The 13356-nt window shown below is 62.7% G+C and carries 15 protein-coding genes; 13 read left to right on the forward strand and 2 right to left on the reverse strand.

What is annotated here, in order from left to right; translation table 11 throughout:
* Positions 1–7 precede the first annotated feature (7 nt).
* The 9 genes from CJ178_RS28770 to CJ178_RS28810 all read left to right on the forward strand — a co-directional run bounded on the left by CJ178_RS28770 (position 8) and on the right by CJ178_RS28810 (position 7375).
* A complete protein-coding gene (locus CJ178_RS28770) occupies positions 8–811 on the forward strand; it encodes a TIGR00730 family Rossman fold protein (protein WP_045069488.1) in 804 nt (267 codons plus the stop codon).
* Entirely contained in the window at positions 805–1362 is a 558-nt protein-coding gene (locus CJ178_RS28775; protein ID WP_045069490.1) for a TIGR00730 family Rossman fold protein, read from the forward strand. The genes CJ178_RS28770 and CJ178_RS28775 overlap by 7 nt, the downstream gene beginning before the upstream one ends.
* A gap of 85 nt (positions 1363–1447) precedes the next feature.
* Positions 1448–3220, forward strand: a complete 1773-nt coding sequence (locus tag CJ178_RS28780; protein ID WP_095888535.1) for a long-chain-acyl-CoA synthetase — start codon at positions 1448–1450, stop codon at positions 3218–3220.
* A gap of 30 nt (positions 3221–3250) precedes the next feature.
* The gene (folP, locus tag CJ178_RS28785) at positions 3251–4150 is read left to right on the forward strand and encodes a dihydropteroate synthase (protein WP_095888730.1); all 900 of its coding nucleotides are present in this window, start codon (positions 3251–3253) and stop codon (positions 4148–4150) included.
* On the forward strand, positions 4147–5088 hold the full coding sequence (locus CJ178_RS28790; protein ID WP_095888536.1) for a glucosyl-3-phosphoglycerate synthase: 942 nt from the start codon (positions 4147–4149) through the stop codon (positions 5086–5088). The genes folP and CJ178_RS28790 overlap by 4 nt, the downstream gene beginning before the upstream one ends.
* 32 nt (positions 5089–5120) lie before the next feature.
* Positions 5121–5513: a DivIVA domain-containing protein gene (locus tag CJ178_RS28795; RefSeq protein WP_033234440.1), complete on the forward strand. Its 393-nt coding sequence runs from the start codon at positions 5121–5123 to the stop codon at positions 5511–5513.
* On the forward strand, positions 5506–6078 hold the full coding sequence (locus CJ178_RS28800; RefSeq protein WP_095888537.1) for a DNA-3-methyladenine glycosylase I: 573 nt from the start codon (positions 5506–5508) through the stop codon (positions 6076–6078). Before CJ178_RS28795 ends, CJ178_RS28800 begins: the two co-directional genes overlap by 8 nt.
* A 149-nt stretch (positions 6079–6227) precedes the next feature.
* Positions 6228–6395 (forward strand): DUF3117 domain-containing protein, encoded by a 168-nt coding sequence (locus tag CJ178_RS28805; protein WP_003945169.1) that lies wholly within the window; start codon positions 6228–6230, stop codon positions 6393–6395.
* Between the two features lie 110 nt (positions 6396–6505).
* Positions 6506–7375, forward strand: a complete 870-nt coding sequence (locus tag CJ178_RS28810) for a putative RNA methyltransferase (RefSeq protein WP_095888538.1) — start codon at positions 6506–6508, stop codon at positions 7373–7375.
* On the opposite strand, the gene glgA is transcribed toward CJ178_RS28810, so the two are convergent.
* Complete coding sequence (glgA, locus tag CJ178_RS28815; protein ID WP_033234437.1) at positions 7359–8534, reverse strand: glycogen synthase; 1176 nt, start codon at positions 8532–8534, stop codon at positions 7359–7361. The genes CJ178_RS28810 and glgA overlap by 17 nt on opposite strands.
* A 109-nt stretch (positions 8535–8643) precedes the next feature.
* Between glgA and glgC the strand changes: the two genes are divergently transcribed.
* Positions 8644–9858 carry a glucose-1-phosphate adenylyltransferase gene (glgC, locus tag CJ178_RS28820; protein ID WP_033234436.1) on the forward strand — a complete coding sequence of 405 codons (1215 nt, stop codon included), beginning with the start codon at positions 8644–8646 and terminating at the stop codon, positions 9856–9858.
* On the opposite strand, the gene CJ178_RS28825 is transcribed toward glgC, so the two are convergent.
* Positions 9859–10494, reverse strand: coding sequence for an O-methyltransferase (locus tag CJ178_RS28825; protein ID WP_033234435.1), 636 nt, complete (start codon positions 10492–10494; stop codon positions 9859–9861).
* A gap of 300 nt (positions 10495–10794) precedes the next feature.
* Between CJ178_RS28825 and sigE the strand changes: the two genes are divergently transcribed.
* From sigE to CJ178_RS28840, 3 genes are read left to right on the forward strand one after another with little or no spacing between them, the layout of a single operon-like run.
* Positions 10795–11394 (forward strand): RNA polymerase sigma factor SigE, encoded by a 600-nt coding sequence (sigE, locus tag CJ178_RS28830; RefSeq protein WP_033234434.1) that lies wholly within the window; start codon positions 10795–10797, stop codon positions 11392–11394.
* Between the two features lie 34 nt (positions 11395–11428).
* Positions 11429–11764, forward strand: coding sequence for a hypothetical protein (locus tag CJ178_RS28835; protein ID WP_033234600.1), 336 nt, complete (start codon positions 11429–11431; stop codon positions 11762–11764).
* 60 nt (positions 11765–11824) lie between these two features.
* On the forward strand, positions 11825–13354 hold the full coding sequence (locus tag CJ178_RS28840) for a S1C family serine protease (RefSeq protein ID WP_373557493.1): 1530 nt from the start codon (positions 11825–11827) through the stop codon (positions 13352–13354).
* Positions 13355–13356 lie beyond the last annotated feature (2 nt).

Here is a 13356-nt window from a genome sequence, read left to right on the forward strand (position 1 = left end):
TGCGTGCATGGCACCAGAGAAGAATTCAGCCTCCAAGAAGCACAGTTCGTCGATCAAGCACCGCGGTCCTGTTCAACTCCGACGCAAACGCAAGGATGAGAAAACCACCACGGACCAGCGTCTGCTCGACAAGCGCGGCCCCACCGACTGGGTCCATACCGATCCGTGGCGTGTGCTGCGCATCCAGAGCGAATTCATCGAAGGTTTCGGGGCGCTGGCCGAGGTCCCTCGTGCGGTTACCGTGTTCGGTTCGGCACGTACCGGCGTCGATCATCCCGAGTACCAGGCAGGCCGTGAGCTGGGAACAGCGTTGGCCGAAGCCGGGTACGCCGTCATCACTGGTGGTGGGCCGGGAGTCATGGAAGCCGCCAACCGCGGTTGCAGCGAGGCCGGTGGCTACTCGATCGGACTCGGCATCGAGTTGCCGTTCGAGCAGGGGCTCAACGAGTGGGTCGACCTCGGCATCAACTTCCGGTACTTCTTTGCCCGCAAGACGATGTTCGTGAAGTACTCGCAGGCTTTCATCTGCTTGCCTGGCGGCTTCGGAACGCTGGACGAATTGTTCGAAGCTCTTACTTTGGTGCAGACCCATAAGGTCACGCGCTTCCCGATTGTCCTGTTCGGCACGGAGTACTGGTCCGGATTGGTCGAGTGGATCCGAAACACACTCGAGCATGACGGAAAGATCTCCGAAGGTGATGTGAATCTGCTGCACGTCACTGACAGTGTGGAAGAAGCAGTCCGGATAGTCGCCGAAGCCAATCTAGGCGTCGACGAGGCCGCCGATCTGGGGAAGGAAGAAGAATGGTGACCGATTCCGACAAGAAGTACTCGATCTGCGTCTACTGTGCGTCGGGTCCGGTGGACGAGTCGTTCCTGGCTTTGGCCGCCGAGGTGGGCACCGCGATCGGTCGACGTGGGTGGCAGTTGGTTTCGGGTGGTGGCAACGTCTCGATGATGGGTGCTGTCGCGGAGTCGGCTCGGGCTGCGGGCGCGTGGACTATCGGCGTCATTCCGAAGGCGTTGGTGCACAAGGAAGTTGCGGACGTCGACGCGGACGAGTTGATCGTCACCGACACGATGCGTCAGCGCAAGCAGTTGATGGAGGACAACGCGGACGCGTTCATCACCTTGCCTGGCGGTATCGGCACGTTGGAGGAGTTGTTCGAAACGTGGACCGCCGGCTACCTCGGGATGCACAGCAAGCCTGTGGTCCTGCTTGATCCGGTGGGGCACTACACCGGACTGCTCGAATGGTTGGACAAATTGGACGGCACGGGGTTTGTGGGCCGGAAAGCTTTGGATACGTTGCTGGTCAGGACTGATGTCGAGGCTGCGCTCGACGCTTGTGTGAGCTCCTGACCAAGTGCGTGACGGGTCACCTTACCGTGGAGTAAGGTGGCCCCGGGGGTGGCCGTCGAGTCGCCGGATACGTGATTGGGGAGACATGAGTTCGGAAGCACGCGACAAAGTTGGCATGCTGGATCTGGCGGCGAAACTCCCGTCGATGATCACCGAGGTGCCGATACTCCTGAAGGGGGCGTCCGGCCTGCTGCGCAAGCCTTCGGCCGCGATGTCCATCGGACTCATTCTCCAGCAGAACGCCGCAGCGCATCCGACTCGTCCGTTCATCCGGTTCGAGGGCCATGCAACAAGTTACGACGACGCCAACGCGCAGGTCAACCGATATGCCGACGTGTTGCGCACGCGCGGCGTCCAACGCGGCGACGTCGTGGCGATCCTCGGCAAGAACACTCCGGAATCGCTGCTGATCGCCTTGGCTGCCGTCAAACTCGGTGCGGCAGCGGGAATGCTGAATTACAACCAGCGTGATGATGTTCTTGCACACAGTCTTACGCTGCTCGGCGCACGCGTGCTTGTTGTCGCCGATGCGAGCGAAGAAGCGCTCGAATCATTGCCGGAAGGGTTTACCGGACCGCCGCAACTTCTGGTCAGCGAGCTCGACGACCTGGCAAAAACCGCCGACGCAACCAATCCGGCTGTGACGGCCCAGATTCTTGCGAAGGAAAAAGCGTTCTACATCTTCACCTCGGGTACTACCGGAATGCCCAAGGCCAGCTTGATGACTCACTTCCGCTGGCTCAAGTCCATGTCCGGTCTCGGGCTCATGGGTGTTCGGTTACGTCCGTCCGACACGCTGTACTGCTGCTTGCCGCTCTATCACAACAATGCTTTGACGGTGTCGTTGTCTTCGGTGCTGGCTTCGGGTGCGACGCTTGCCATCGGCCGGCAGTTCTCGGCGTCGAGATTCTGGGACGATATCGCGCTCAACAAAGCCACGGCCTTCACCTACATCGGAGAATTGTGCCGGTACCTGCTCAATCAGCCCGAGAAGCCCACCGACCGTGACAATTCCGTTCAACTGATGGTCGGAAACGGGCTGCGGCCGGAAATCTGGAAGGAATTCACGGAGCGTTTCGGTATCGCGCGAGTTGCCGAGTTCTACGGTGCAAGCGAATGCAACATCGCCTTTGTGAACGCGCTCAACGTCGATCGGACGGCCGGAATCTGCCCGTTGCCGCATGCCGTCGTCGAATTCGACGAGGAAACCGGTAAGGCGTTGCGTGGTCCGGATGGACGGTTGCGCAAAGTCCCGACGGGGTCCGTTGGACTACTGCTTTCCAAAATCACCGACCGAGCTCCGTTCGACGGGTACACCGATGAAGCCGCGACCAACAGCAAATTGGTGCGGGGTGGTTTCAAGGACGGTGACACCTGGTTCGACACCGGCGACCTCGTGCGCAAGCAGGGGTGGAGCCATGTGGCCTTTGTCGATCGACTCGGTGACACATTCCGGTGGAAGGGTGAGAACGTCGCGACCACCGAGGTCGAGGGTGCGCTCAGTTCACATCCGGTGATCGAAGAGGCCGTCGTCTACGGCGTCGAGATCCCGGGTACCGACGGGCGGGCCGGTATGGCAGCAGTGACCCTGCGCGACGGTCATTCCTTCGACGGCAGTGACATCGCCACCCATTTGTACGGAAAGCTCCCCAGCTACGCCGTGCCGCTGTTCGTTCGCATCGTCGACTCCCTCGAACACACCAGCACGTTCAAATCGCGCAAGGTGGAGTTGCGCAACGACGGATACGACGTCGGCGCAGACACCCTGCACGTCCTCGCCGGCCGTGAGAGCGGCTACAGCGATTCGTACGACGGTTACGTCGACGAGGTGGCCGCAGGCTCGGTACCCAAGGGCTAGACCGCGTTCCGTCATGCCAGTATGAAAGGCATGTCTTCATTGGCCGGTTCATCCGCGCAGTCAGATCCGGCGCCCACTCTGTGCGGTCGACCGGTCGCGGTCGACCGTGCATTGGTCATGGCGATCGTCAACCGAACACCCGACTCGTTCTACGACAAAGGCGCGACGTTCTCGGATTCTGCCGCGATGGCTGCGGTGGATCGAGCGGTCGACGAAGGCGCCGATCTGGTCGATATCGGGGGAGTGAAGGCCGGCCCCGGCGATCTGGTCGACACCGACGAGGAGATCAGGCGCGTCATTCCCTTTGTCGCGGCGATCCGCGACAAGTTCCCGGATTTGTTGATCAGCATCGACACGTGGCGCAGCGACGTCGCCCGTCTCGCGCGTAAGGAAGGTGCCGATCTGATCAACGACACCTGGGCCGGCGCCGATCCGGAATTGGTGATGGTCGCCGCCGAAACGGGGGCGGGCATCGTGTGTTCACACACCGGCGGTGCGGTGCCGCGGACGCGTCCGCACCGCGTCCGATACACAGATGTGGTTGCCGATGTGGTGAGCGAGGTTGTCACCGCCGCCGACCGAGCCCTTGCATTAGGCGTGCCACGCGATGCGATTCTGATCGATCCGACCCACGACTTCGGCAAGAACACCTTTCACGGGCTCGAGTTGTTGCGAAAAGTGGACATTCTTGTAAACACCGGGTGGCCAGTGCTGATGGCGCTGAGCAATAAGGACTTTATCGGGGAGACTCTGGGGGTAGAGCTTTCCGAGAGGCTGGAGGGAACATTGGCAGCGACAGCAATGGCCGCGGCGGGCGGTGCCCGAGTGTTCCGGGTGCACGAGGTGGCATCTACGCGCCGCGTGGTCGACATGGTGGCGGCAATTCAGGGCCGACGCGCCCCTGTTCGAACAGTTCGGGGGCTGGCATGAGCATTACCGGCACTGGGTCCACGCGCACGTGGTCCGAAGCCAACAGCTGGGATCACCCCAGTTGGACGGTCGAGGAACTCGAGCGAGCCAAAGCAGGCCGCACCGTCTCCGTGGTGCTGCCGGCGCTCAATGAGGAGGAGACCGTCGCATCGGTGGTCGACACCATTCATCCGTTGCTCGGCGGGTTGGTGGACGAACTTGTCGTCCTTGATTCCGGGTCTACCGACCGCACCGCGAAGCGGGCACGGGCCGCAGGTGCACGGGTGATCAGCCGCGAGTCCGCGGTGCCGTCGCTGCCTCCCGCAGCCGGCAAAGGCGAAGTCCTGTGGCGCTCCATCGCGGCCACCACGGGTGATCTGATCGCGTTCGTGGATTCCGATCTCATCAATCCGGACCCGGCGTTTGTTCCGAAGCTGTTGGGTCCATTGCTCACCGTCGACGGTATTCACCTGGTGAAGGGGTACTACCGGCGTCCGTTGCGCGTCAGCGGGACAGAAGACGCCAACGGCGGTGGGCGGGTCACCGAGTTGGTGGCGCGGCCGATGCTGGCTGCCCTGCGACCAGAACTCACCGCCGTTCTGCAACCACTGGGCGGTGAGTACGCCGGAACCCGGGAGCTGCTCTCCGCCGTGCCGTTCGCACCCGGCTACGGAGTCGAGATCGGGCTGTTGCTCGACACCTACGACACCCTGGGGCTCAGCGCGATCGGTCAGGTCAATCTCGGTGTCCGGAAACACCGTAATCGGCCGCTTGCCGATCTGGGCGTGATGAGCCGGCAGATCATCGGGACGATGCTGCGGCGCTGTGGCGTCGAGGATTCCGGCGCCGGATTGACGCAGTTCCTGGTCGACGGTGATTCGTTTGCACCGGCTACCACCGAGGTGTCGCTTCTCGACCGACCGCCGATGAATTCGATTATCCGCAGCGCGGGGGTCTGACCGCAGCGGAACGTGTATGGGAGTATCGGGTCATGTTGACGATCCTCCTGTACCTGATTGTCATGGCGCTTGTCGGCGGGATGATTTTCCTTGCCGCGAGTGCAGTATTCGGGCGCTCGGAAGAACTGCCGCCGCTTCCTCCCGGCACCACAGCGGCTGTGCTTCCCGCGGAAGGTGTGACAAGCGCCGACGTCGACGCATTACGATTTCAGCAGGTTCTGCGCGGGTACAAGGCCAGTGAAGTGGATTGGGCCCTGCACCGGCTCGGGATGGAAATCGACTCTCTCCGTGCGCAATTGGAAGCAAGATCGGATGCTGCCCCAGAAGTGGAGCACCAGGAGGCGGCGGCCGTGAGTGGCTCGGAGGCGGCGGCCGTGAGTGACTCGGCGGCGGCGGCCGTGAGTGAGCGCCCGGACGATGTCTGACGGAATTGTTCGCTGCGACTGGGTGATCGAATCACCTGGAGACACGCTGTACCGCGATTACCACGACCAGGAATGGGGGCAACCCCTCCACGGTCGTGACGCCCTGTTCGAGCGACTCGCACTCGAAGCATTTCAATCAGGATTGTCGTGGATCACGATTTTGCGAAAGCGTGAGGCTTTCCGATCGGCGTTCGACGGATTTGTTCCCGGGAAAGTCGCCGAATACGGCCAAGCGGACGTTGACCGCTTGCTCGCGGATTCCTCGATAATTCGCAATCGGGCCAAAATCGAGGCAACAATTTCCAATGCGCGAGTTCTCGTGAATTCACCGGAATTGGATCTCGATGCGTTGCTCTGGTCGTTTGCACCGCCCCGCCGCACCGCACGACTCGCTTCAATTGCAGACGTTCCCGCTATCACCGAAGAATCAACCGCCATGGCCAAGGAACTCAAACGGCTTGGCTTCAAGTTTATCGGCCCTACCACGGCATATGCGCTCATGCAGGCCACCGGAATGGTTGACGATCACATTGCCGAATGTTGGGTTCCACCGGTAGTGCCGTAGTAGTGCGGACACGCGTAAATGTGACTCAGATTCCCGGTTCGGGGGCGGATAGGGAACAATGGAGGCTACGAGCCTCGCTGATCGTTGGCGGGGCGCACCGTTTTGTCGACGCGCAGTGAAGTGCAGCGCAGATCTGGAGGGAGCAGAGGATGGCGGCCATGAAGCCCCGGACCGGGGACGGTCCCCTCGAAGCAACCAAAGAGGGACGAGGAATCGTCATGCGGGTTCCACTCGAGGGTGGCGGACGCCTTGTCGTCGAGCTGACCCCGGATGAAGCTGCTGCGCTGGGTGTGGAACTTACAAACGTCACCAGCTAGTCGGGTCCAGGTAGGAAATGCACCCAGGCTCCGCAACCGATCTTCGGTGCGGGGCCTGAAGTGTGTGTTGGTCTGGGCGCGTGTACGAGTCGAGCCGGAAGGGCAGTTGTGTGCTTGCCGAAGTGATCGATCTGCTGGCGTGCCCGCAGTGCTATGTGGACCAGCAGTGCAGTCTTGAACTCGATCTGATCGACCGCGCCCTCGAATGTGCCCGAGGCCACCGATTCGACATCGCCAGGCAGGGCTACGTTTCCCTGATCAGCGGTGGGTCCACCAAATTCACCGGCGACAGCGCCGAGATGATTGCGGCCAGATCCAGGCTGCTCGGTAGTGGGCATTTTGATCCGCTGATGGAAGCGGTTACGGCGGCGTGTGCTCGCTCAGGGGGTGTCGACCCGGCGCGGATTGTCGAAATCGGCTCCGGCACAGGACAATATCTCGAGCATGTGATCAGCGGACTCCCGGATTCTCGGGGAATTGCCCTCGACGTCTCGAAATTCGCGGCCCGGCGAGCAGCCAAGGTCCACGACAGAATCGGGTCGATCGTCGCGGACGTGTGGCAGCCCCTGCCGATTCGTGACGGCGTGCTCTCTCACGTGCTCTGTGTGTTCGCTCCGCGCAACGGTGAGCAGTCCCACCGCGTTCTGGCCGACGAGGGCGTTCTCGTGGTTCTGACGCCCACGGACAGGCATCTGCGTGAGCTGATCGAGTTGCTCGGCATGGTTCGCGTCGACGACAAGAAAGTGGAACGGCTCGGATCGTCCATGGCCGGACTGTTCGAGCGTGAACACTCCGAGGGCGTCGAGTTCACCATGCACCTCACGCACGACGAGGTTCTCGATCTGGTGGGCATGGGGCCTTCCGCGCGGCATCTTACGGCGCAGCAACTCGAAGCCTCGGTAGCGGAACTGCCCGAACTCACACCGATCACCGCGTCTGCGACGATCTCCAGTTACCGCAAGGTCAACCACGGCGTCTGATCGCGTCGTCGTAGACGTCGATGGTTTGTCTGGCGATCTCGGCCCACGAGAAATGCTCGATCGCGCGGACCCGGCCGGCCCGCCCCATCGCGTCGGCACCCGTTTTGTCGGCAACAACCTCGTTGACCGTCGCGGCCAAGGATTCCTCGAAGGCAGCAGGCTCGTACGCGTTGTAGTGGACGAGTCGCCCGGTCACGCCGTCGTCGACCACCTCGGGGATTCCGCCCACATCCGAAGCGACAACAGCGGTTTCGCAGGCCATGGCTTCGAGGTTGACGATCCCCAACGGCTCGTACACCGACGGGCAAACGAAGACTGTTGCGGCCGAAAGTATTTCGCGGATCTGTTCGGTGGGCAGCATCTCGCGAACCCAGAACACGTTGCCGCGGTGCGCGGCGAGGGCCGCTACTGCCTGCTCCGTCTCGGCCGCTATTTCCGGTGTATCGGGAGCGCCAGCACACAGGACAAGCTGGATGGACGGGTCGAAATCGTGTGCCGCCGCGATCAGGTGGCCGACGCCCTTCTGACGTGTGATGCGGCCGACGAACGCCACGATCGGTTGGCTGACATCGACGCCGATCGCCGTCAACGCAGACGCTTCGCCGGTTCCGGCCGGACCGGGATGCCACACACTCGTGTCGATCCCGTTGCGAACCACATGGATACGGCTCGGATCGAGCGACGGGTACGCGTCGAGGACGTCGGCGCGCATCCCGGCACTGACCGCGATGACAGCGTCGGCATGCTCCACGGCCGTGCGCTCGGACCATGACGAGACGCGGTAGCCGCCGCCCAACTGCTCGGCCTTCCACGGACGCCGGGGTTCGAGCGAATGTGCGGTCAGAATGTGGGGGACGTCGTAGAGCGCCGACGCCAGATGCCCGGCCAGTCCGGTGTACCAGGTATGGGAATGGACAATATCGACACCGCTTGCGGCCGCAGCCATCCGAAGCTCGGTGGACAGCGTTGTCAACGCGGGGTTGGCGCCGTCCAACGCGGGATCGGGGGAGTGGACGATCGCGTCGTCGCGCGGCGCTCCCATGCAGTGAACGTCGACGTCGACGAGCCGTTTCAGCTGAGCGACCAGCTCGGTGACGTGCACGCCTGCACCGCCGTAGATCTCCGGTGGGTATTCCTTGGTCATCATCGCGACTCGCACCGGCTAAACCTAACCGCCCGTGGTCGATCCGGCTACCGGCCGGCGCACTTCGAGAGTGTCGCGGCCCGCTTCGCTAGCGGGACCACCGGAGTGCGGATAGGTTAAGCGTGTGAGAAGCCAGCCGCATGTGCTTGGAATCGTGCTCGCCGGGGGCGAGGGCAAACGTCTCTATCCGCTGACGGCGGATAGAGCTAAACCAGCGGTGCCGTTCGGCGGCGCCTATCGACTGATCGACTTCGTGTTGAGCAACCTGGTGAACGCGGGCTATCTGCGTCTCTGTGTGCTCACGCAATACAAGTCGCATTCACTCGACCGACATATATCGCAGACGTGGCGGTTGTCCGGGTTTGCGGGTGAGTACATCACCCCGGTCCCGGCGCAGCAGCGACTCGGGCCGCGCTGGTACACCGGCAGCGCCGACGCAATCCTGCAGTCGCTCAACCTCGTTTACGACGAAGACCCCGAGTACATCGTGGTGTTCGGCGCCGACCACGTGTACCGCATGGACCCCGAGCAGATGGTGCAGCACCACATCGACTCCGGTGCGGGAGTGACCGTCGCCGGTATCCGGGTGCCGCGTAGTGAGGCGTTTGCCTTCGGTTGCATCGACAGCGACGAGTCGGGACGCATCACGCAGTTCCTCGAGAAGCCGGCTCATCCGCCCGGCACCCCCGACGACCCCAATTCCACCTTTGCCTCCATGGGTAACTACGTGTTCACCACGAAGGTATTGGTCGACGCCATCCGCGCAGACTCCGAGAACTCCGATTCCGATCACGACATGGGCGGCGACATCATCCCCGCCCTCGTCGCAGCCGGCGAAGCCTCGGTATACGACTTCAAGGACAACGTCGTTCCAGGAGCGACCGACCGCGACCGCGGCTACTGGCGCGACGTCGGCACCCTCGACGCCTTCTACGACGCACACATGGACCTCGTCTCCGTCCACCCCATCTTCAACCTGTACAACCGCCGCTGGCCCATCCGCGGCGCCACCGAGAACCTGGCACCGGCCAAGTTCGTGAAGGGCGGCCTCGCTCAGGAGTCGATAGTCGGCGCCGGATCGATCCTGTCCGCCGCCACGGTGCGCAACTCGGTTCTCAGCTCGAACGTGATGATCGAGGACGGCGCCACCGTCGAAGGAAGCGTCCTGATGCCAGGAGTGCGCATCGGCAAGGGAGCAGTCGTGCGCCGCGCCATCCTCGACAAGAACGTTGTTGTCGGTGACGGCGAAATCATCGGCGTCGACCTCGAACGAGACCGCGAACGATTTGCGATCAGCTCCGGTGGAGTCGTCGCAATCGGTAAAGGCGTTTGGATCTAGCTAGAGCTTGCTAGCGCAGAGCAGTCCTTCACCGAGCGGAAGCAACACCCGAACCAGACGCTTGTCGTCCGCGATGGCCTTGGCGGCTTCGCGGACGGCCACCGTCGTGGCATCACGGGCCGACGGGTCGGCGACGCGACCACCGGCAAGAGCGTCGTGCAGCACGATCACACCGCCCGGACGCAGCAACCGGATACCTTCACGCACGTAGTGCGGCTGATCGACCGGGGTGCAATCGACGAAGACCAAGTCGTATCCACCGTCGGCGAGGCGCGGCAACACGTCGAGTGCATTGCCGTTGATCAACCGGGTGCGAGCGGGAGCGATTCCACTTTCACGGAACGTCAATTTGGCTGCGCGCTGATGCTCGGGTTCGCTGTCGATAGTGGTCAGGACACCGTCGTCGCGCATACCGTGCAGCAACCACAGGCTGCTCACACCGGCTCCTGTACCGACCTCGACCGCCGTCCTCGCGCCGAGCATGCGGGCGAACATCGCCAGTGTCGCGCCGACTGCGGGCGTCACGGGTGCGGTGCCGAGGTCCAACGCTCGGTCCCGCGCCGCGGTAAAAATCTCGTCCTCGGAAACAACGTCCTCGACGTGGCGGAGTATCTGTTCGGCGTGGGTCACGCTCATGAGGTTATCGGGCCGGTCGCATTGACGCTGCAAGGCGCGCACCCTGACAGATTCTCAGGAATCCCTCAGCCTCTTCATATGGCATGCACACCGCGGTACGAGAGGGTATGTACATCGCCGGAAGTGCACGGAACATCCGGCGGCGATGGATGAGCTGATCAAAGGTGATCCGGGAACAAAACACCTCGGTGTTCGGTTGTTCGAATCATCACGTGAGCTGACCGCGCGGTGCGAAAAGACCAGGAGGATCCACTTATTTTCCAGATCAACGACGAGCCTCGCCCTCGAGAGTCGGAAGTAATGACGACGGAATCGGCTGTGGATTCCGAATTGATCGGTACTGCTGTTTTCGACGCAACGGGTGAGAAGTCGGCCATGCCGTCGTGGGACGAACTCGTCCGCCAACACGGTGACCGCGTGTACCGCCTTGCGTACCGCCTGTCAGGCGACGCGCAGGACGCAGAAGATCTGACCCAGGACACGTTCATTCGTGTGTTCCGTTCCCTCTCCGACTACCAGCCGGGCACGTTCGAAGGCTGGCTGCACCGCATCACGACCAACCTGTTCCTCGACATGGTTCGCCGACGCAACCGCATCCGCATGGAAGCGCTCCCGGAGGACTACGACCGCGTACCGTCGGCCGGTCCGGACCCCGAGCAGATTTACCACGACGCGCGTCTCGACGCCGATCTTCAGGCCGCGCTGGACTCCTTGGCACCGGATTTCCGGGCCGCTGTTGTGCTGTGTGACATCGAAGGTCTGTCGTACGAGGAAATCGGTGCCACACTGGGAGTCAAGCTCGGAACGGTTCGGAGCCGTATCCACCGTGGACGACAAGCGATTCGCGATCATCTGGCAGCAGCACAACGCGCCGGTGATTCCGAACGTGTCGGCGTCTGACGGGGGAACGTTGGTCAATCATCTGGAGGGACGAATGACGGAGGCGCGGGCACCCCGCCAGTTCGGTTCGACCGAACACCTGGCAAGTGAGGCAATTGCCGCCTACGTCGACGGAGAACTTCGCATGCAGGCCTATCTTCGGGCCTCACACCACATCTCCTTGTGTGCTGAATGCACGGCTGCGGTCGATGCACAGCAACAGGCCCGTGGTGCGCTCCGGCGGAGCGGCGAGATGACGATGCCACTGTCGCTTGTCGGACTGCTCAGCGCAATTCCGACCTGCACCACCAATACTGCCGATACCTCACCGGGATCGGACGCCGGTTTCGGCGCGATCGGCAAACGCCTTTCACGCCGCTGGCGTAAATGACCTGTCCTTTCGGCCCAGTCAGCGACGCCGTGCATCCACCGATCAGTGATACTGGAACGCGTGACTGACGGACAGAGGGGGCATTCCGGCGTGGATACCGATACTTCGGCGAACGGTTCGGTTACTTCGGCAAACGGTTCGGTGGATCGACCGGCAGACGCGCCTGTTCTGGAACCCCGCCCGGTGTATCGGCCGCAGATCGATCCGGCGTCGCAGCAGGCATTCAGTAGGCCGAGCGGCGTCGACGGTTCCTTCTCCCAGGCAGCTGCCCGGAGCGTGCAGACGCCCGGTGTTGTAGTCGGTTCGCCCGATCCGGTTCTCGCAGAGGCGTTCGGTCGCCCCGAGGGCGCCACGGAATCCATCGGTCGTGATCCCGAAGCCGACACGGAATCCGAACCCGAAGACGAAGTCCCGAACGACCCGTGGCGTGATCCGGCGTCGTCGGTGGCTCTTGGTTCACCCGCGCAGGAAACCCAACCCGAAAGTTTGCCTCCCGCACCGAAACTGGATGTCCGAGACGTACTGTTCGGGCGTAAGGTCGCGCCATCCGCGCTGGCTGCACTCGCCGGAATGGCACTTGTGATTGCCCTGGTGGGCGGACTGCTCGCGACGGTGATCACCGCCGACCGAAGTTCCCTCACCAGTTCGCACGTCACGTTGGTGCAATCCGGCGGGGGTGAACAGCCGCAATCCGACGTCGCGAAGGTCGCCGACGCGGTGCTGCCGTCCGTTGTCTCCATCCAAGTTGCCGTCGGCGATCAGGGAAGCACCGGTTCGGGCGTCGTGATCGACGACAAGGGATACATCGTCACCAACAACCACGTGATCTCCTCGGCCGCTCCGCCGGCCCAGAACGCTCGGATCCAGGTCATCTTTTCCGACGGCACCAAGACCGACGCTCAGATCGTCGGCCGCGACGTGAAGACGGACCTCGCGGTGCTGAAGGTGTCGGCGAGCAATCTGACGGTTGCACAACTCGGACGCTCCGAAGACGTCCAGGTAGGTGACGACGTCGTGGCCGTCGGTTCCCCGTTGGGTTTGAGCAAGACTGTGACACGCGGAATCGTCAGCGCCCTGAACCGTCCGTTGCGGTTGTCCGGAGAGGGCACCGATACCAACGCGGTGATCGACGCCGTCCAGACAGACGCGGCCATCAACCACGGCAATTCCGGTGGTGCTCTGGTGGATGCGGAAGCCCGCGTGATCGGCATCAACACCGCGATGCTCAGCGAATCGGGTGGTTCCGTCGGGCTCGGTTTTGCGATCCCGATCGACACGGTCACCGAGGTGGCGCAGGCCATCATTCGAGACGGTTCGGTACGCCACCCGGATATCGGCGTCAATGTTCGCACCGTCGTCAACGACGCCACCAGTGGTGCTGCGGTCGCCAACGTCCGTGACGGAAGCCCGGCGCAACAAGCCGGAATCGTCGAGGGTGACGTCATCGTCAAGGTCGGGGACAGGCAAGTGACAGGCGCCGACGAATTTGTTGTGGCGGTCAACGCCGCGTCGATCGGTCAGCCGGTCAACGTCGCGTTGATCCGCGAGGGACGCCAGGTAGACATATCGGTCACGCCGGTTTCGGACTGAGG

It is taken from the genome of Rhodococcus sp. ACPA4, from assembly GCF_002300185.1.
Classification (GTDB): domain Bacteria; phylum Actinomycetota; class Actinomycetes; order Mycobacteriales; family Mycobacteriaceae; genus Rhodococcus_F; species Rhodococcus_F globerula.